At 41.9% G+C, this 20483-nt stretch carries 17 protein-coding genes; 9 read left to right on the top strand and 8 right to left on the bottom strand.

Annotated features, from left to right (window positions below):
* Positions 1–273: 273 nt before the first annotated feature.
* Positions 274–966: a hypothetical protein gene (locus AUR67_RS05385; RefSeq protein ID WP_152996489.1), complete on the bottom strand. Its 693-nt coding sequence runs from the start codon at positions 964–966 to the stop codon at positions 274–276.
* 151 nt (positions 967–1117) lie between these two features.
* Positions 1118–2026, bottom strand: a complete 909-nt coding sequence (locus AUR67_RS05380; protein WP_058584565.1) for a LysR substrate-binding domain-containing protein — start codon at positions 2024–2026, stop codon at positions 1118–1120.
* Between the two features lie 113 nt (positions 2027–2139).
* On the opposite strand from AUR67_RS05380, the gene AUR67_RS05375 reads away from it, so the two are divergent.
* The gene (locus tag AUR67_RS05375; protein ID WP_058584446.1) at positions 2140–2445 is read left to right on the top strand and encodes a hypothetical protein; all 306 of its coding nucleotides are present in this window, start codon (positions 2140–2142) and stop codon (positions 2443–2445) included.
* 180 nt (positions 2446–2625) lie between these two features.
* Here AUR67_RS05375 and AUR67_RS05370 read toward each other — a convergent pair whose 3' ends face one another.
* Both AUR67_RS05370 and AUR67_RS05365 read right to left on the bottom strand, forming a co-directional pair.
* Positions 2626–2907, bottom strand: coding sequence for a putative quinol monooxygenase (locus AUR67_RS05370; RefSeq protein WP_058584445.1), 282 nt, complete (start codon positions 2905–2907; stop codon positions 2626–2628).
* Entirely contained in the window at positions 2904–3125 is a 222-nt protein-coding gene (locus tag AUR67_RS05365; RefSeq protein ID WP_058584444.1) for a DUF2798 domain-containing protein, read from the bottom strand. Before AUR67_RS05365 ends, AUR67_RS05370 begins: the two co-directional genes overlap by 4 nt.
* A gap of 81 nt (positions 3126–3206) precedes the next feature.
* On the opposite strand from AUR67_RS05365, the gene AUR67_RS05360 reads away from it, so the two are divergent.
* Together AUR67_RS05360 and AUR67_RS05355 are read left to right on the top strand one after the other, a co-directional pair.
* Positions 3207–4061, top strand: a complete 855-nt coding sequence (locus AUR67_RS05360; RefSeq protein WP_058584443.1) for a LysR family transcriptional regulator — start codon at positions 3207–3209, stop codon at positions 4059–4061.
* A 199-nt stretch (positions 4062–4260) separates the two neighbouring features.
* Positions 4261–5286 (top strand): nuclease-related domain-containing protein, encoded by a 1026-nt coding sequence (locus AUR67_RS05355; protein ID WP_082665575.1) that lies wholly within the window; start codon positions 4261–4263, stop codon positions 5284–5286.
* Positions 5287–5558: 272 nt separating this feature from the next.
* Here the strand turns inward: AUR67_RS05355 and AUR67_RS05350 are convergent, their stop codons facing one another.
* Positions 5559–6641 carry an HNH endonuclease gene (locus AUR67_RS05350; protein WP_058584442.1) on the bottom strand — a complete coding sequence of 361 codons (1083 nt, stop codon included), beginning with the start codon at positions 6639–6641 and terminating at the stop codon, positions 5559–5561.
* A 242-nt stretch (positions 6642–6883) separates the two neighbouring features.
* Complete coding sequence (locus AUR67_RS05345) at positions 6884–7477, bottom strand: class I SAM-dependent methyltransferase (RefSeq protein WP_058584441.1); 594 nt, start codon at positions 7475–7477, stop codon at positions 6884–6886.
* Positions 7478–7756: 279 nt separating this feature from the next.
* On the opposite strand from AUR67_RS05345, the gene AUR67_RS05340 reads away from it, so the two are divergent.
* From AUR67_RS05340 to AUR67_RS05325, 4 genes are all read left to right on the top strand, one after another.
* Complete coding sequence (locus AUR67_RS05340; protein WP_058584440.1) at positions 7757–8527, top strand: EAL domain-containing protein; 771 nt, start codon at positions 7757–7759, stop codon at positions 8525–8527.
* Positions 8528–9027: 500 nt separating this feature from the next.
* Entirely contained in the window at positions 9028–10029 is a 1002-nt protein-coding gene (locus AUR67_RS05335; RefSeq protein WP_058584439.1) for an alpha/beta fold hydrolase, read from the top strand.
* Positions 10030–10876: 847 nt separating this feature from the next.
* Positions 10877–12475, top strand: a complete 1599-nt coding sequence (locus AUR67_RS05330) for an ABC-F family ATPase (RefSeq protein WP_082665574.1) — start codon at positions 10877–10879, stop codon at positions 12473–12475.
* A gap of 138 nt (positions 12476–12613) precedes the next feature.
* Complete coding sequence (locus tag AUR67_RS05325; RefSeq protein ID WP_058584438.1) at positions 12614–14539, top strand: hypothetical protein; 1926 nt, start codon at positions 12614–12616, stop codon at positions 14537–14539.
* Between the two features lie 542 nt (positions 14540–15081).
* On the opposite strand, the gene katG is transcribed toward AUR67_RS05325, so the two are convergent.
* The gene (katG, locus tag AUR67_RS05320) at positions 15082–17259 is read right to left on the bottom strand and encodes a catalase/peroxidase HPI (RefSeq protein ID WP_058584437.1); all 2178 of its coding nucleotides are present in this window, start codon (positions 17257–17259) and stop codon (positions 15082–15084) included.
* Between the two features lie 262 nt (positions 17260–17521).
* Here katG and AUR67_RS05315 point away from each other — a divergent pair, with 262 nt between their 5' ends.
* On the top strand, positions 17522–17779 hold the full coding sequence (locus tag AUR67_RS05315) for a hypothetical protein (protein WP_058584436.1): 258 nt from the start codon (positions 17522–17524) through the stop codon (positions 17777–17779).
* A 63-nt stretch (positions 17780–17842) separates the two neighbouring features.
* On the opposite strand, the gene AUR67_RS05310 is transcribed toward AUR67_RS05315, so the two are convergent.
* Positions 17843–19216 (bottom strand): GAF domain-containing sensor histidine kinase, encoded by a 1374-nt coding sequence (locus AUR67_RS05310; RefSeq protein WP_058584435.1) that lies wholly within the window; start codon positions 19214–19216, stop codon positions 17843–17845.
* Positions 19217–19487: 271 nt separating this feature from the next.
* On the opposite strand from AUR67_RS05310, the gene AUR67_RS05305 reads away from it, so the two are divergent.
* On the top strand, positions 19488–20378 hold the full coding sequence (locus AUR67_RS05305; protein WP_058584434.1) for a tetratricopeptide repeat protein: 891 nt from the start codon (positions 19488–19490) through the stop codon (positions 20376–20378).
* The last annotated feature ends 105 nt before the right edge of the window (positions 20379–20483 follow it).

Here is a 20483-nt window from a genome sequence, read left to right as displayed (position 1 = left end):
GAATGAAAAGGTTTACATGGATTATGTTTGATTCTATTCGGCACTAAAGTACCTCCTACAAGGTTCAAATGCAGAGAAGAACGCACGACCTAACCAACCCCACAGATCGACTAACATCTAATATCTGACCTCTAACGACTAAAGCAGCGATTTTACATCGCGTCCTAACGCCTAAAACCCAGCGCCTAGCTCCTTTACTCTTTCCCCTTTACTCTTTCCCCTTTACTCTCGCTAACTTTACTCTCGCTAACTTTCCCCTCGCTAACTAAATGCTCACTTCACCACTGGCCGTGGGCGCATTAACCAATGGAAAATAAATATCAAACCAAAGAACACCGATACGGCTAAAGCACACAACACAATAATATTGGTTGGTAAGAACGAATCTGTGCTGTAGCTGTAGCGTTTTAATTCTTGCTCAGCGCTTAACTTAGCTCGTTCGGCTTTGCTAGGTAAAACAAACTCATGAAACGAATCTGTTGGTTTTGCTTCTGTACGGGCAAGTTGCGCACTTTTTTGCTGCCATAACATATCAAATTGCTGAAACTGAATTTGCTTATTTTCAAGACACGACTCAAGGTTTTGCAACTGTAACGAGCGAGCAGCACAACGTGGCGGCATAACATAAAAGCGCTCCCATGCAGCTTGTTTGCTGATGTAGGCTTGCTCAGTTAATGGCTTTGCCAAAGTGTTTTCAAGCTCAGTAATATCAGGGTTATACAAAGACGACTTTAGCTCAGCAATTTGCTCTTCACTAAAGCAAGTTTCAGATATTCGTGCCGACAAGCTTTGAATGCGCTGCTTATAGGCTTCAATTTTGTCGAGAAGATTGGTTTTACGCAGGGCTATTTGTAGCTCTATACGTTCGGCTTGCATGCTTTGACATGCATCTGAAGGAGCGCTTTGCTGCGCCCAAGCAAAAGCGGGCAACAACAAGGCTGTTGTCATTAAAATCCGTTTAATCATTAATTTACGTCACTGTAAAGGTTAGGGGTACAGATTATCAGTTTCTAATAAAACTGCAACAAATCTGCGGCAAATTCATCTAAAAGAATGACAAATTACCTGCCTAACAATTTTACATAGCGAACGAGCAATAATTATAAAGGGCTTAAGGTTAATTTTTTCCACTATCAAACTGCTGATCATCCATAGCAAACTGCTCAAGTAACCAAGCTTTAAACAGCTGTACTTTTTGCCATTTAAAATGATCGGTAGGCGCTGCAAGGTAATACTTAAATTGGCAGTGATATTCAAAGCTTGGATAAATCTCTAGCTGACCAAGTTGAAGTTGAGTTTCGATTAAGCGCCGTCTTACCAATGCAATACCTTGCCCTGCTAACGTGGCTTGAATAACCAATGCTGCGTTATCAATTTCAAGTGCGGGGAGCGCATCTGGGCTTACAGCTATTTGCTGAGCCAGAGTTGACCAACCACGCTCTGCATCTGGGCACACATCTTTAATTAATTTTTGTGCCAGAATCTGCGGTTTAAGGGGTTTATTAACATCAATAGCGCCGGGTTTATAAGCCAAAAATAGGCTGTCATCACTGATAAGCTCACTGTGCAAACCTGGGTAGCTACCTTGCCCATATCGAATACCTAAATCAACCTGCCCCGCTGAAAAGTCGGCAAGTTGATCGCTCGGTTCAATACGCACTTTGATATTGGGGTATTTGCTTTGAAAATCACTAATACGGCCCAGTAACCAACCACTGGCGAACGAAGGCAGCACAGTTAAGTTTAACGTATTTGGGTGGCTATCCTGGCTAACAGCCTGCACGCCTGCTTGCAAATGACTAAACCCCTTAAGTACATGGGGTAATAGCTGTTCGCCTTGGCGGGTCAGCTCAACATAACGGGTGTGGCGAGTAAATAAGCTGCAATCAAGCTGCTGCTCTAACAAGCGAATTTGTTGGCTAACCGCAGCTTGGCTAACAAACAATTGCTCTGCCGCAAGCTTAAAACTGCCTAACTCTGCCGCGTGCTTAAAATACCAAAGGCTTTTTAATGGAGGTAACTGCATACGCATTTATAGTTAATAAAAACTTAAGCATAGGTAATTTTTAATCGTTTGTCAGTAGTAGTTACACGAGTAATACTCATATTGCCAACCGCGACAAGACAAGGACAACCACCATGAAATACTTAATTATTTTATTACTTTTATTTGCTACAAGCTTTAGTTACGCCAACCAGCCAGTAATAACACAGCTTGATACCGATGAAGGCTACCCTTATAAAAACTTAATTAAAAAAGTAGAGCGAGTAGAGATTCGTTATGTAGAAAACAGCCATTCGGTGACCTGCAAAGTCAATGTGCAAACACTGCATAACCAATACATGGGCAAAGAGCAAACAGTCTCAGCCAAGCTGTTTGCAAAACGCCCAATGGCCGCATGTTTAACCCGCGAAAAAGCCAAGCAAATCCTGCATATGCTGTAACCATTTCAACCTTGTTAAACTAGGCTACGAATAGCTGTACTTCCCCAGTAGCCTAGTTTTTTTCGGCACTAAAGTACCTCCTACAATACCTCCTACAAGGTTGTCGTATCTTGCACCTCGTATCTCGTATCTCGCAACTTTCCCCTCGTAACTCGCACCTCGTATCTCGCTAACTTTTTCTCAACACACCTCCACCTTCTCTACCTCAACCGGCTTCGCCAAGGCATTTTCATAAAACGCGAATACCGCTTCGGTATAAGGCTGGGCATAATGCTCATCAAGGGCGGCTTGCGATTCAAACTGCTCAACTAAAAATAAACAACGCTGCTCTTTACTCGCAAACAACTCAAAACGATTACAACCAGGCTCTGCACGAGTGGCTGCTAATATGCCCTGTAAACGCCCTTTACAGTCGTCAAATAATGCCGCCTTTGGGGTAATTTTTGCTACGATATTAATCATACTGACTCCTTACTAAATAACTTTAAAACCAATGCCCGAATTGGCGGGGCAACCGTAAAAGCCACTACAAACGCAGCAGGCCATGCATTGGCAAACGCCTTCATCCAACTTAGAAAAAATGTATCGCTCAGCCCTAAGTTGACATAAGTGACCCATGCCGAAAGTAAAAACGACATTAAAAACGAAAATGCCGCAGTAAAAGTAAAATGAATTTTCATATGTCCTCCTTGGCGTTACTATATTTGCACAGGCCAAGTGGCAACAGTCACGAAAATGCAAACTAAGATTGAAGGAGTCGTATGCTGGATGATCTGCATTTATTTATTGAAATAGCGCGCCGTAAAAGCATGAGCCAAACAGCAAAAGATTTAGGACTGAACCTATCGACCCTATCAAGACGCATTCAGGCGTTAGAAGAGAAACTCGCTGAGCCATTACTGCAACGCACCGCCCGAGGCATTGTGTTAACCGCCAAAGGCGAATCACTGTATAACGAGTTAGGCAAGCAGGTGCTTGCTCTTAACAGCCAGCTTGAGCAATTAAATGACTCGCCCGCCGCAAAAGAGTTTTACCTGTTGTGCCCACAAAACATCATTGCGGGCCCACTGATGGGGGCAGTTAATCAATTTGCGATGGCAAACCCTGCGCTAAACCTCCACATTTACCCAAGTAATGCCAACAGCCAACTAAGCCAAAAACGTTTTGACTTAGCTATTCGCATCGGCGAACAACAAGACTCAAGCTACTTTCAAAAGCGCCTAGGCATGATCGCAATAAAGCTGGTTAAAAAGAAAGATGCCCCAACATCAAGGCTGATATTGCCCTATTCAGAGTCACAATTACCCAGCGGTTTGCTAAATAAATTAAAAACCGAGTATGAACACATAAGCTTTTGCTTTGATATTACAATCGCCAGAAAAATGGTTGAGGCAGGCTATGGCATCGGCTTACTACCTATGAGCGAAATTTGCTGTATAGACAACACCAGTAACTTTAGTTATATAGAATCCCCCCACAACATTCCCGCAAGACCAATTTACGCCCTCTGGCCACATTCACGCACGCCATCAGCAAATGCCCAGTTGTTGATAGAACAACTCCAAACCAGTATTGCAGACTCACCGAGTTTACAAGGAGAAGTGTTAAGGCTGTAGTTGCGAGTTGCTAGTTGCGAGGCATTGTAGGTCGGGCTTTAGCCCGTTAAATAACTCAATAATAAGGTTTATAAATAAACTTGTAGCAGCGATTTTATATCGCGTTTGTTTAATTTTCTAAAATTCATCATTAAGTTTAATATTTAAATTTTGCATTTCGATGGTACCCTATATGAATACATGACAGAATGGACTTCTCATGATTTTAAAAGATAAAACACCTTCAACCTCACTATCAATCAAGATTAAAGCTGGGGACAAGCAAGAGCTAGATGTCGCATTTTATTTGCGCCGAGCATTCAAAGATCACCCACAAGTATTCGTATTTAATGATGTTAAATTTAAGCACAATAACGAATCAGCACAGATAGACCACTTAATTGTTTATACATATGGGTTTATTTTAGTCGAATCAAAAAGCATAACAGGCGAAGTTGCCATAAATGAGCATCAGGAATGGAGCCGAAGTTATCGAGGAAAATGGCAAGGAATGCCATCACCAATAAAGCAAGTTGAACTCCAACAAGCCTTATTAAAAAGTTTAGTGACGAGTAACGCAGAGCAGTTACTTCCCAAAATGTTTGGCAAATTACAGCAGAACTTCGGAGGACGAGAATGGCATAGCATCTGCGCAATTTCGAGCAATGCCATAATCAATCGAGATAGCATGCCACAGTCACTTGAAGATCGATTAATTAAATCTGAATTTTTAGCTGATAAGCTTTTAGAGATAATGAAATTACCAGCATCACCCCCTAACCCACTGCACTTTTTTTCAACTAATGTGCGCCCATGGTTTAGTGAGGAAAGCCTATCTAAGATTTGTCAGTTTCTTTTAGCTCAGAATATTAAATCAACCGAGCAACCAGTAAACGACGAGTCACCAGTAACCCTTAATGAACCCGAATCAATTTACAAAAGTGAAGTTAAAGAAGAAGTTTTATTAAGTGCTGAGGAACCTAACGTCATAAGTTTAAAGTGTAAAAATTGTAGTAATGAACACTCTCTTGAAGCTCGTTCAGGACGATATGGGTACTATGTCAATTGCTCAAACTGTAATACAAATACTCCGATGAAAGCACCGTGTATAAAATGTACGGATCAAAATACGAAAGTTAGTAAGCGTAAAGATACTTACTCATTGATTTGTGATGGTTGTGGTAATAAAGCTCTAATAAAATTTGATAATAATGTCGCGTTGGCGACGGCAACCAAAGAGAAGTAAACGCCGACTTCTCTTTGGAATCTCTCGGCGCCCCGAGGTTCACACTGTTCCCTCAACTTGAATTAATTAAATGAACGTAAACAGCGTAGATAGGCCATCCATGGCCAAGCTACGCTTTTCACAGCATCCATGCTGTTAATTACTCATAATTAATTCAATTTCGGGTGTGAACACGGGGAAAATCTCGGCACTCGCCTGCAAATAAACAGTGAGTTATTGCTTGTTTTCATTATTTATTTAAATATGTTGTTTGAAGTAAAAACCTAAGCTTATTAAGAATCATATTTGTACTTTGTCTGCGCGACTAAATCTAACTGGTGGACATTTTTACTCCCCGCCAACTCAAACCTATCTTTTGCAAGCCAAAGTTTTGCGCCATTGCTGCTGGCAACTTGATATGCCCAGTTGCTTACAGCGAGTGATTTGTCTACATCACAATGAAAATAGCGAGTTAGTTCATCAGTGAGTAGCCGGCTGTGGCGATCTAGGTTTTGATCTTGCCAACGTTCGCGGTGTAATTGTGCGGCTAAAAAGTCACGCTTACTGTTATTACAACTTCGATGGGCGGCAACAAAATTATGGCCTAAGTCGTTAGCATAGCGGGCAAAAGGAATAAAGTGATCAACTTCTATCGCACTTGTGAGTGGCTTTTGACAATAAAAACACTGGCCTTTTTGTATTTCGACTAAAACTGGTTTTGCTTTGTTAAGTGCTGCACGGTCGAAACCAAATAAAAAGTCATGTAGTTGGCTTTGAGGGCCAATAAGTGCTTGATTGTGCTTAATGCTTTGAATCTTTTGTAACCATGCATTTTTAGCTAAATAAACAACTAAATCGTAAAAGCGTCTAAAGCAAGCTGCTATACCTGCATTTAGAGTGATATAGCTTTTACCTTTTGTGTGCGGATATAAAAAGCATTCTTCTTGTTTGGCTAGAATTTGTAAGCGCCACAACGGGCCTGTTTTTAAAGTGTCTAAAGCTGCTTTGTAAGTGGTGTGCCAGTAAGGGCTTAATTTTAGCTGGCGCAAGCTACGAATATTGTTTTGCTGGCACTCATATAGCACCGCAATTACTTTTGATTGCGCACCCGAGTTTTGTTTTAGTAAAGCACTTTCACCACTATGAGCAGAAGAAAATGGCACAGCATGGTGCCAATAAAGCTCTATTAACTTTTCAGCTAGCTTAGCAAGATCAATGTTTAACTCGCTAGCTTCATACATCATTGGTTGCTCAACACAAACATCAGCCAACGCATGCAATAGTGCAAATTTATAGGTAGCACTAAAATCACCTTCCACCAGCATACGCTGAATGTAAGCAATAAAATCGAGTTGCTGCTGCATGGCCATCATCAATCAAGCCTTATGTGTACTTTTTAAAAGTGCTTTAAAGTTCATGAACTATTCCCTGTTTGCGCCTCATATTTACCACTTATGCCTATAACGCATTGTTGTAGCTTGAATATTGGTGATTTAGTTTAGGAACAATCTAGCATGAAAAGCTATTGCAAATATAGGATTTTAGGTAGAGCTATACTCTAAAACCCATACAATATTGGGAGAGTTGCGGTATAGCCTGCTATACCGCATATAAACTACTATATCGTTCTTCTATGCAAAATGGCGTTTAGCCATGTTTCTGTGGCGCGCTCTGGGCGTTGGTCGGCGCTTTGCCACAACTTGAGGATAAATAGGTCTGTGCCTTTGATAATGCTCTCAAGGGCTTGTTCGTTTAGGTCGGTAAATTCGCGACCGTTGTGTTCGCGCTCGCCGTCGCCGTATTTAAACGATACATACACGATGCCTTGTGGCTTTAATGCTCGGGCAAGGTTATTGAATGCTTCTGTTAAGTCGTTTTTTGCTACGTGAATAAGGCTTGCGCAGCACCAAATGCCGTCGTATTTGGCAACGTCATTTAGCTCTAGTAAGCTGCTTACAGCTACATCTTGGCTTAAATATTCTGACGCCAGCTTTGCCATAGCTGGGCTGATATCGAACGCATCTACGCTATAACCACGCTCTTTAAAGATGAAAGCGTCGCGGCCAGAGCCACAACCGGCATCAAGTAAAGCGCCTTTTTTTGGGATCAGCGGTAAGAACTCGTCATAAAGTTCATTGAGGTCTACATCGAGTGTGGCATCGACAAATGCTTGCGCATTTTGGTTATAGTATTCGACGGTTTTGGATGCCATTTTACTTCCTTTATGTTGGCAAGATTGCTTGGCGCTAAAATACCATTAAAGCTAGGTAACGCAAAGGATGAAATGTGATTTTAGATGCTAAGAATCAACGATTTTAGAATGGATATTAGAAGTTAGTTGGAGGGAGGAAGAAGGTAGTAGTTACGAGGTGCGAGTGACGAGGTGCGAAGGACGAGATGCGAGATTATATACTTTTAACTCAACAACATTGCACAATTGGCAATTTACTAGCACTATTATGTATTAAGAAGACTTTAGTCTGAGGTAAGCATGCACGACAAGCAAACTCATTGCCAGCCAACAGGTTGCAATAACTGTAAAGACAAATTAGAACTTGGTTTTGATTTTACAATGGCTTTTCAGCCAATTATTGATTGCACCGATAAACATATTTTTGGCTATGAGGCTTTAGTTAGAGGGCCTAATAATGAGTCGGCTTATTCTGTTATCTCACAAGTGAACGATGAGAACCGCTATACCTTCGACCAGCTTTGTCGTATTAAAGCTATTTCGCTTGCCGCTAAACTGAAGCTTGATTCTATTTTGAGTATTAACTTTTTACCTAACGCGATTTACAAGCCTGAGCGTTGTATTAGAACAACCCTTGAAGCTGCTAAGCAATATGACTTTCCGGTAGAACAAATTATGTTTGAGTTTACCGAGGTTGAAAAGGTTGAAGACAGTACGCACATCAAACGTGTTGTTGAGTATTACCAATCACTCGGGTTTATTACCGCAACCGACGACTTTGGCTCTGGGTATTCTGGTTTAAATTTATTGGCTGATTTTCAGAGCAATATTATTAAGCTCGATATGGAGCTGATACGCGATATTCACCTAAATAAAGCACGCCAAATCATAGTGAACCATTGTATTGCTATGTTTGAAGAGCTCAATATCACTGCCCTCGCCGAAGGCATTGAAACAGTTGAAGAATATCAATGGTTACGCCAAGCCGGCGTAAGTTTAATGCAAGGGTATTTCTTCGCCCGCCCAGGGTTTGAGAGCCTACCAGAAGTTGATTTTAGTAAGTTGGATTAAGTGGATAGAGGTTAGAGGTCAGATATTAGATATCAGGCGCGCTACGGGGTTATGTAGGTCAAGTGTTCTTCTCTCCTGCAGGAGTTATTGTAGGAGGTACTTTAGTACCGAATCAAACATAAATAAGAGCTGTCAACTTTCAGCCGTAAGCCTTCAGACGCGAGAAACAAGTTTCACACCTACGGTGAAGATATTTGGTTCTAGGTTCTGGGTACTAGGTTCTAGGCGCTTGGACGCGATGTAAAATCGCTGCTACCTCGTAACTCGCATCTCGTATCTCGTATCTCGTATCTCGTATCTCGTATCTCGTATCTCGTATCTCGTAACTTTACTCTTTCCCCTTGAAACTCGCTAACTTAAAAAATTCCCGGCTAAAGCCAGTCCTACGAGCTTCATTGTCGTACCTTGCTAACTTCTTCCAGTATTTAATCGTATTTGTATTATAAATTTTTATTTAGGATGCTAGGCTGAATATTCTTTAAGCATATTGAGAAAGGATAATGATGTTTTTACGCATACTGTTAGTCTCAGCACTTGTTTTATGGTCTTCTGCAAGCCTAGTCGCTAAAGAGCAGTCTCTTAGTTTTGATGCTGAGTTAAGCAATTATCAATACGACTTACCTGTACAGTTTTTTAATTTTTCGTCACAAAATACGCCATTAAAAATGGCTTACTCTTACCTAAAACCTAGTAATAACATGCCTACCGTTGTGCTTATGCATGGCAAAAACTTTAACGGCCATTATTGGACCAATACTGCCAAGTACCTCAATAGCAAAGGCTATGGTGTGCTGATCCCAGATCAAATTGGTTTTGGTAAATCATCAAAGCCCGCCGATTATCAATTTTCGTTTGCTGTATTAGCCAATAACACTCATCAGCTTATGTCATCTTTAAATATTGAAAACCCCATTGTACTTGGCCACTCAATGGGCGGCATGCTAGCAAGCCGTTACAGCCTGATGTTTTCTAGCCAAGTTAGTAAACTCATTTTGCTAAACCCAATTGGTTTAGAGAACTATTTAAATTATGTGCAATACAAAGACACCGATTTTTTCTTTAAAAATGAATTGGCTAAAACACCTGAGAAGGTTATTGCTTACCAGAAGAAGAACTACTACGACGGTAAATGGAATAGCTCCTATGAGCAATTAACCCATTTTATTAGTGGTCAAATTCAAGGCCCTGATCATAAGCATATGGCGTGGGTTAATGCTAAAACCTACGATATGATTTTTACGCAACCGGTCATAACGGAGTTTGATCAGTTAAACATGCCTGTGTCTTTGATTATAGGTACCCGCGATAGAACTGGCCCTGGCCGCAATTGGAAAAAAGCAAATGTTGACCATGAACTTGGCCGTTACGATAAATTAGGCAAAGCCGCGGCAGCGATGATCCCAAAATCGCAATTAATTGAATTAGAAGATATTGGCCACCTTCCTCACATCGAGGATTTTGAACGCTTTAAAGGTGCATTAGACAAAGCGTTATCATTTTAATTCTGGTCGCGCGAAACAAGTTTCGCGCCTACGGTGAAGACATTTGGTTCTGGGTGCTAGGTCCTAGGCGCTAGGGTTTAGGTCCTAGGCACTAGGACGCGATGTAAAATCGCTGGTTTCTAGTCGTTAGACGTCAGATATTAGATGTCAGGCATGCTGCGGGGTTATGTAGGTCAAGTGTTCTTCTCTGCAATGAGAACCCTGCAGGAGTTATTGTAGGAGGTACTTTAGTGCCGAATCGAACGTAAAATAGAGCTTTCAACCGTAAGCCCTCAGACGCGCGAAACAAGTTTCACGCCTACGGTGAAGATATTAGGCGCTAGGTGCTAGGTTCTGGGCGCTAGGACGCGATGTAAAATCGCTACTACCTCGTATCTCGCACCTTTCCCCACGTAACTTGAAACTCGCTAACTTAAGACAATTCCCGGCTAAAGCCAGTCCTACGGTGAAGACATTTGGTTCTGGGCGCTAGGACGCGATGTTAAATCGCTGCTACCTCGTATCTCGAATCTCGTAACTTTACTCTTTCCCCTTGAAACTCGCTAACTTAAAACATTTCCCGGCTAAAGCCAGTCCTACGGTAAAAACATTTGGTTCTGGGCGCAGGGTGCTAGGCCCTAAGACGCGATGTAAAATCGCTGCTACCTCGAATCTCGCATCTCGTTACTCGCACCTTTCCCCTCGTAACTTGAAACTCGCTAACTTTCCCCTTGAAACTTTCTCTTTTTTAATAGCGTTATTAGGGGCTGATCTGTATAATCCGCGGCCTATTATTTACCCTATTGCTTGTTTATTTTCGCAGTTGCTGCGCCCATAACCCTGTCAGTATTTTTCTAGGAACAATTCGTTGATTTCAACCGCAAATATCACCATGCAATTTGGTGCAGAGCCTCTGTTTGAGAACATTTCAGCTAAGTTTGGTAATGGTAACCGCTATGGTTTAATTGGTGCGAATGGCTGCGGCAAATCGACCTTTATGAAAATTCTAAGTGGTGCGCTTGTGCCAACGTCTGGCAATGTGTCGATTGCACCGGGTTTAAAGCTAGGTACGCTAAGCCAAGATCAGTTTGCGTTTGAGCAATACACTGTGGTTGATGCGGTGATCATGGGTGATGCAGAACTATGGAAAGTTAAACAAGAGCGCGACCGTATCTATTCTCTGCCAGAAATGAGTGAAGAAGACGGCATGAAAGTCGCTGAACTTGAAAGCGTTTTTGCTGAAATGGATGGCTACACTGCAGAAAGCCGCGCAGAAGAAATTTTGATCCAAGCGGGTATTGAGCAAGAGTTTCATTATGGCTTAATGGCAAACGTTGCACCGGGCTGGAAACTTCGTGTGCTCTTAGCACAAGCATTGTTTGCAAACCCTGATATTTTGCTGCTTGATGAGCCAACCAATAACCTTGATATTCACACCATCACTTGGCTAGCTAACGAGCTTAACCAGCGTAAGTGTACGATGATTATCATCTCGCACGACCGTCACTTCTTAAACTCGGTGTGTACGCACATGGCCGATATCGACTACGGTGAGCTACGAATTTACCCGGGTAACTACGAAAAGTGGATCGAAGCTTCAAGCTTGCAACGCGAACAGCTACTTGCTGAAAACGCAAAGAAGAGCGCCGAAATTGACGAGCTACAAGATTTCGTAAACCGCTTTGGTGCTAACGCATCAAAAGCGAAACTTGCGAGCTCTCGTGCTAAGCGCATGGATAAAATTAAGCTTGATGAAGTAAAAGCGTCAAGCCGTATTAGCCCATCACTACGTTTTGACGAAGGCAAAAAGATGTATCGCCAAGCATTAGAGCTTACTAAGTTAGGTCATGGCTTTGATGGCGAAACTCTGTTCAGCGGCGGTGAGCTATTACTTGAAGCCGGTGCTAAGCTTGCGGTTATTGGTGAAAACGGTGTTGGTAAAACCACCCTATTACGTTGCCTAGTAAATGAATTACAAAGTAACGAAGGTGTGGTTAAGTGGTCTGAAAATGCCAGCATTGGTTATTGCCCGCAAGACAGCAGTAAAGACTTTGATAACGACTTAACTTTATTTGATTGGATGTCGCAATGGCGTACCGCTAAGCACAACGATTTAATGGTTCGTGCTATGTTAGGCCGTTTATTATTTACCGCAGACGACGCTAACAAAAAAGCCCGTAACTGCTCGGGTGGTGAAAAGAACCGCCTATTGTTTGGTAAGTTAATGATGCAAGACATCAACGTGCTAATTATGGACGAGCCAACCAACCACATGGATATGGAAGCCATTGAAGCACTCAATAATGCATTAAAAGATTACCAAGGCACGCTAATTTTTGTAAGCCACGACCGTGAGTTTGTATCGTCTTTAGCGACTCGTATCATCGATATTAAAGATCAACAGCTTATCGATTTTCAGGGCACGTTTGACGAATATATGGACCATGTCGCGCAACAAGCGCAATAACCCTTTCCCCTAAAAGGTGAGCAAGATAGCTCGCCTTTTTTGTTTACGTTCAGTTACATATTCACTTTACTGAATTACCTATTTTAGGTAACTTAAATTTTTTTGACTTCAATAGAACAATAAATTTAAGGGACCTAAATGAAAAAGCTTTTCAGCATATCGGCACTGACTCTGGCTCTAACAGCCTGTGGTGGCGGTTCATCAACAGATAAAACGCCAGATGTAAAAGTAGAGCAAAATACTGCACCGACGCTTTCTGGCTCACTCACTCTCTCAGCCAAAGCGCTTGAATCAACTAATTTAGTTGTTGATTTAAAAGATGAGCAAAACGACAGTGTGACAACAACGATTATTGATAAACCAGAGTGGCTGACTGTAACCACCAGCAGTAATCAAGTAACTTTTAGTGCAGAGCCGAGCTTATTCGAAGTAGCTAACCACGCTTTTACTGTAGAAGTCTCTGATGGTAAAGCGAGTAATCAATATACCCTAACCGTTAATGTCGCCGAAAACCGGGCAGCATGGCAACCTATTGAGCTTAGCAATAGCGAAGTGATGGGTAATTGGCAATCAAGCGATGGTAGCGTAGAGCTGGTATTTGCTACTGAAGATGCCGGGGTAATTGCTCAAAATGGTGAGCTAAGCCGTTTTGATTGGTCGAACCCTGATGTGATTGCATTAAATACCCAAGCGATTGATTGCTTGCAAGAATGTAATCAACAAGCCCTTCTTGAAATGGAAGTGTTGGCTAAGCGCGATGATGCTATTCGTGTTGAGCTTTTTAATGTTTCAACCGATAAAGGCGAAGTAGTTACCCTTTATAAATCAAATACGGAGTTTAGTTCTGCGTACTACGCTGATGTAGAACAAAGCTCATTCCACTCTGTTAATTATTTAAGTGCAGCAGGTGAAGAAAGTTACTTTGAAGTACCTTTAGCAAGCTTTATTCCGACGGCCTCAGGAAATACTACGTCATTCCCTCATGCTGAATTTTCGGCGACGTTAGATGGCAAAACATTAAAAATTGAGAGTGATACATTAGTTGTAACTCAAAACACAAAGCAATTTAGTAACCTTGGTCATGAGGTAGATGTCGCATTTGATCTTGATCTCGTTGATGCAGAAGTCATTGCCCAATTTGATGACTTTTTAGTGCTAAAACTACGTCATGCTCTAACTTATCAAGATGAAAGTGCTCAGAATTATATTAATGAGTCAGCTGAACTTGCTGAAGCATTGCAAGTAAAAACAACGATTAGCACACTGCGCAAACTTACCCCAATTGCGGTTCCTGAGCTTACAGTAGGCAAATCATATACAGGCCGTTTGAATAACAAAAATTCAGATACAGATGAAGGCCTAACATTTCGTTATTTACCAACATTTTTCACCATCACTGCCGCCGATACTGCGACGGTGACATTTAATACGCCTGAAAATAGTGACTCGTTTAAGTGGCATTACGACTTAGACAATAATGGCGAAACCGTTAAAGTAACAGGCAATGGCCTAGATACGAGCTTACAATTTTTCACTCAGCCTGATGGCAAAATGATCATGGCGCGCGAACGAAATAAAGACGAACGCCAAGCTCGCTTAGGCTATGAATTTATGGAAGTGATTGATGATTCAACCATCACACTTGATGATTATAAGCAGCTATTTAGTTACTTACGTCAAGGCTATACCAGCGGCAACCAGAAGATATACTGGTATATAAATGATGATGGTAAAGGCAGCTTCTATTACGCTGACCAATATGGCCTCGAAAACAGAGCTAACTTTACACCGAGTAGTTATTGGCAATTAGAAGCTGATAACAGCATTAGCTTTGCAATGATGTCTCAGTGCCCAAATGCAGTTGATTACTCTAGCTGTAAAGATGAAGTAACTGCAAATCAAGAAGTTGCCTATTCATCATTATTCAATTTTAAAATTCTTGCTAAAGAGGGTGATAAGTACCTTTTTGATCGCCTGTTTTGGCAAAGCACGTATGCCTACAGTGAAAGAGAGTTAAAAGAGAGTATTTTTCAAAATAGTTATTGGTTTGGGGTTGAGAAGTAAAGGAGCTTTCAGCGGTAAAACGCGCGAAACAAGTTTCACGCCTACGTGTAGCAGCGGGTTTATCCCGCGTTATCAGCAAAGTTCTGGGCGCTGGGTTCTAGGCGCTAGGACGCGATGTAAAATCGCTGGTTTCTAGTCGTTAGAGGTCAGATGTTAGATGTCAGTCGATCTGTGGGATTATTTAGGTCGAGTGTTCTTCTCAGCATTCGACCTTTTCATTTACTGAGTAGGTTGGGTCGAGCGGAGCGATACCCAACATATAGAAGCCTTCAGCGCTCAGACGCGCGAAACAAGTTTCACGCCTACTTGTAGCAGCGGGTTTATCCCGCGTTATCAGCAAAATTCTGGGCGCTGGGTTCTAGGCGCTAGGACGCGATGTAAAATCGCTGCTACCTCGAATCTCGAACCTCGCAACTCGCATCTCGCATCTCGCATCTCGTTACTCTTTCCCCTTTCCCCTTGAAACTCGCTAACTTTCCCCTCGTAACAAAAAAGGCCACACAGTTAAACTGTGTGGCCTTTGTACTTAACGGAATTTTAAATTAAATATCGAAGCGATCGGCGTTCATTACTTTTACCCATGCGTCGACAAAGTCTTTTACAAAACGTTCGTTGTTGTCGTCTTGTGCGTAAAACTCTGCGTATGAGCGTAGGATTGAGTTTGAACCAAACACTAAATCAACGCGTGTTGCTGTCCATTTAGTTACACCTGTGCTGCGATCAATGATGTCGTAATAGCCTTTACCTAGTGGCTTCCACGTATTAGCCATATCGGTTAGGTTAACGAAAAAGTCAGTACTGAGTGTGCCTACGTTATCTGTAAATACACCGTGTAAAGTACCATTATGATTAGTGCCAAGTACACGCATACCACCAACAAGAGCGGTCATTTCTGGTGCTGTTAAGCCCATTAATTGCGTACGCTCTAACATTAGCTCTTCTGCTGAAACCGCGTAGTCTTTTTTGAGCCAGTTACGGAAACCATCGTGAATTGGCTCAAGTACGTCGAACGAGTCTGCATCTGTCATCTCGTCTGTGGCATCGCCACGGCCAGGCGCAAATGGCACGGTTATATCAACACCCGCCGCTTTTGCTGCTTGCTCAACCGCTGCTGAGCCACCAAGTACAATTAAATCAGCGAGGCTCACTGGTTTACTTAAACCCGCTTGTACTGATTCGAGTGCACTTAATACTTTAGCTAAACGCTTAGGTTCATTGCCTTGCCAATCTTTTTGTGGTGCAAGGCGAATACGTGCGCCATTTGCACCACCACGGTGGTCTGACCCCCGGTAAGTACGAGCGCTATCCCATGCTGTTGCGATTAAGTCTGCTTGGCTTACACCACAGTTAAGTAGCTTGGTTTTAAGTTCGCTAATTTCGCTGTCTGATAAGGTGTAATCAACCGCTGGGATCGGATCTTGCCAGATCAGATCTTCGCTTGGTACATCAGAACCTAAATAACGTGATTTAGGACCTAAGTCACGGTGCGTTAGTTTGAACCATGCGCGTGCAAACACATCACTAAAGTATTCAAAATCATCGTTAAAACGCTCGATAATCTTACGATAGGTTGGGTCCATCTTCATCGCCATATCGGCGTCGGTCATAATAGGATTTAAACGAATTGATGGATCTTCTACATCAACTGGTTTGTCTTCTTCTTTAATATCGATTGGTTCCCACTGCCACGCACCTGCCGGGCTCTTCTTAAGTTCCCACTCATAGTTAAGCAGTAAGTAGCAATAGCCGTTATCCCACTTAGTTGGGTGAGTTGTCCATGCGCCTTCGATGCCAGACGTCATGGTATCGCGACCAATACCGCGTGAGTTGTGGTTGTTCCAGCCAAGGCCTTGCTCAAATACATCAGCTGCTTCTGGCTCAGGGCCTACGTTTTCTTCACTACCATTACCATGAGTTTTACCCACAGTGTGGCCACCGACTGTAAGCGCTGCAGTTTCTTCGTCATCCATTGCCATACGGGCAAATGTTTCGCGAACTTGTTCTGCCGTTTTAAGCGGGTCTGGGTTACCATTCACCCCTTCTGGGTTTACATAAATTAAACCCATTTGTACCGCTGCCAATGGGTTTTCCATAGTGTCTGGTTTAGCTACATTTGAATAGCGCTCATCACTTGGTGCTAACCATTCTTTTTCAGCGCCCCAGTAAACGTCTTTTTCTGGGTGCCAAATATCTTCGCGGCCACCGGCAAAGCCAAAGGTTTTTAAACCCATAGATTCATATGCCATATTACCGGCTAAGATCATTAAATCTGCCCAAGAAAGCTTGTTACCGTATTTCTTTTTGATTGGCCAAAGTAAGCGACGTGCTTTATCTAGGTTAGCGTTATCTGGCCATGAATTTAATGGCGCAAAGCGTTGATTACCTGTACCACCGCCACCACGGCCATCTTCTAAACGGTATGAACCCGCTGAGTGCCATGCCATACGGATCATTAAACCACCGTAATGGCCCCAGTCAGCTGGCCACCATTCTTGGCTTTCGGTCATTAGGTTTTTTAAATCGGTTTTAACGGCTTCAAGATCAAGAGATTTGAATGCTTCTGCGTAATTAAAGTCTTTGCCGTAAGGATTCGTTTTGCTGTCGTGTTGATGAAGAATGTCGAAATTGAGCGCGTTTGGCCACCAGTCGGTATTTGATTGAGCGGTGACAGTGTTACTACCATGCATTACCGGGCATTGGCCCGTTTTTCCATTACTCATTATGTGCTCCTCATAAGCTAAAATATGACGAAACGCTAAAATTCGCTTTTATCCCTTTCGTCATAAAGAGAGATTTTCTAATAGTTATGAATAACTAATAGCGAATAAGTTCCTGTTGTTTAAAACTATAGGAGCTGTATATGAATAAAGCTAGATCCAGATCATAGTTTTAAATCGATTACACCGATAGAAAAATCTGATTTGATTCATTTAACAAAACCGTCCATTTTATAAGGGTATTTTTTAACAGCGAGTAGCCCTTATGAAAACCATTAATCCTGACGTTGCTAGACAACTAAGCATTAACTTTTTTATCGCCAATTTACCTATTTTGATGTTAACAGGGCTGGTAGTCGCATCGCTTGTGGGGTTGACGTTTAGAAGTTCGGTATTGTTTTGGCTAGCGCTGTTAATCACGCCATTGAGCATTAATTATTTATATTCTAAAAAACGTATCAAACAATTTTGCCAAGACAACGAATGCACTGATATTTCTTGTCTTGCTAAGCAAACTGATTAATTTTTAATTTTATTACCCAGTCACCAGATTATTTAGCCAACAACTTGTATAAATATTAATTAGTTATGTGAGCTTTTGCGGCAATTTGAAGGTGACAGTAACGCCGTTATCCGGTTTGCTATCGATGCTCACTTCACCTTGCAGCGCTTGCGTTGCAAGATTATAAACTATCGACATACCTAAACCACTGCCACCATTGCCTCGCTTGGTAGTGAAAAATGGCTCAAATACCTTGTACATCACATCTTCGGTCATGCCATGACCGTTGTCTTTATAGGTTATGGTGTAGCTATTGGTGTCGTTATCGATGCTTACAGCAATATCTATGCGGTTTTGCTCACGGCCAACAAATCCGTGTACACAGCTGTTATTTACAAGATTTAAGAATATTTGGCTAAGCGCCCCCGGAACGGTTATAAGCGAAAAGTCATCAACACAGTTGATGTTTACTTCAACATTATGACTACGCGTAAGTGGCATTAAGCTATGTAAGATGTTTTCAAAGTAATCTTTAATGTTGGTTTCGAGTAAATTAAGCGATGATTGATCAACCGCCGTTTGTTTAAAGTCACTGATAAGCTTTGCGGCCCGCTCAAGGTTGGTAAACGATATTTTGATACACTCGTTTAAATGATTCATGCCTTCAAGTAGGGCTGCTTTTGTTAAGGTGTTTGAATCTATATGTTTATTAAGCGTGTTTAGCTTATCTTTTGCTGAGCTATTTGCTGTGACTGCTATGCCAATAGGTGTATTAACCTCATGAGCAATACCCGCAACAAGATTACCCAGAGACGCCATTTTTTCGGCTTCTATAAGCTTTTCTTGCATTGTGGTCAGTTCAGATAAGGTTTTTTCAAGCGTACGCGTTCGCTCTGCAACACGTTGCTCTAGGTGCTGATTGGCACTTTCAAGTTCAGCATTGATACGTTCGTTTTCTTGTGCCGAAAGTGCTCTGCCATAAAGATCTGCCAAAGCACCGATGAATGAGCATTCATCTTCTGTCCATTGCCTTGTTCCACCTATGTGCTCACAGCAAAATATCCCGATCATTTCACCTTTATAACGAATTGGCGCATCGAGCATTGCACCAATATTAAGGGGTGTTAGATAGCTTTCGCTAAATTCATACGTAGCAGGGTCGGTATGAGCATCTTCGGCAGTAATCGTACGTTGGGTGTCGAGTGCCTTAAAATAAGCAGGATATGCATCACGAGGGAGTACTAACATTTGGATTTCTTTGCCGTTTTCTCTATCGAGTAATAACCGGCATTCAATCGCCGTATTTTCGTCATTTAACAGCCAGATCCCTGCTCGGCCAATTTCAAGGCCATCAAGTACAGCATTCAGAATTAAGCGTTCAGCTAATTCAACATTGCCACTATCAAGATCAGAAGAAATCGATACTCCATACAGCAGTTGGACTAGTTGTTGGCGCATACTCTCACCTTTTAGTTTTACGACTTCTTAAGTCTAGACGAACATTTTAATTCTGACAGAACGAATATAAGTATTTAAAAACTCATTAAGTATTAAGTAGTTGTTCAGATTAAAATGGGTATATTGTACCTAACTCCTGTTGATACCCCTTACGACTTTATGTTGTTTAAGCAGTTTGGCCAGCTCTCCCCCGAGCTGGCTTTTTTTTGCCTAGTCCACAATGCTCACGCATGTTACAGTTACCTCAGAAATCACTAAAAATTAATATGTCATGCGTTATACCTTAATTTTAATCACTTTTTTAATGAGCTTTAGTACATTTGCAGCAGCTCAAAATGAGCCTGAAAACCGCCCTGCTTTAACCGAAGCAGAGCAACAACAAGCTCTCGATAAGCTTCAGGAACCGATGTATAAGCCATTGTTAGAGCGTTATATTCTTGATGAATTAAAAGCTGTGCGCCAAGACCAACAAAAACTGCGCGAAGATGTGACAAAACAAGTTGCTCATACGCAACTTGATACTGCCGACCGTGCATTAACTTATACAACAGATACTATTAATAATGTGTTTTTCATTATTACGATTACTGCTTCAATTTTGGTTTTAGTCGGTTGGAATTCACTGCGTGATGTGAAAAACAAAGTAGAAGATATCGTAAACTCACGTGTTAGTGCGATTACACAAGAATACGAAGAGCGCCTAAAAGTACTTGAAGAAAAGCTACGTGAGCGATCTGAAGAGATCTTATTAAACCAACAAAAGATCTCAATCACCAATGAAGTTCATTCTTTATGGATGCGTGCCAATTTAGAAAGCGACGTTGCGAATAAGATTGAGATTTTTGACGAGATCTTAAAACGTAAACCAGAAGACGTAGAAGCCATTGCCTATAAAGCAGATGCACTGTTAGAGATAAACGAAACAGGTGAAGCTATCGAGCTTTGTAATCAAGCATTAGAAATTGATAGCGACTACGGCTACGCATACTGGCAACGTGCTTGTGCATATGCATTACTGCACAAACACGCCGATGCAATGGCTGATATTCGCATGGCCCTTGAGTATTCTCCTAACCTACGTAACGAGCTATTACACGAAAGCGCGTTTGCCAGCCTACACGACAACGACAGCTTTAATTCGTTGCTAAACGAAACAGCATAGCCGAAACCCATGTAGCAGTGGGTTTATCCCGCGTCATCAAATGCTAGGTTCTTGGCGCTAGGACGCGATGTAAAATCGCTGGTTTCTAGTCTTTAGAGGTCAGAT

The sequence above is a fragment of the Pseudoalteromonas sp. XI10 genome (assembly GCF_001469895.1).
Classification (GTDB): domain Bacteria; phylum Pseudomonadota; class Gammaproteobacteria; order Enterobacterales; family Alteromonadaceae; genus Pseudoalteromonas.
The sequence above is the reverse complement of the archived record's forward strand: the minus strand, read 5'-3'. Positions and strand labels throughout refer to the sequence as shown.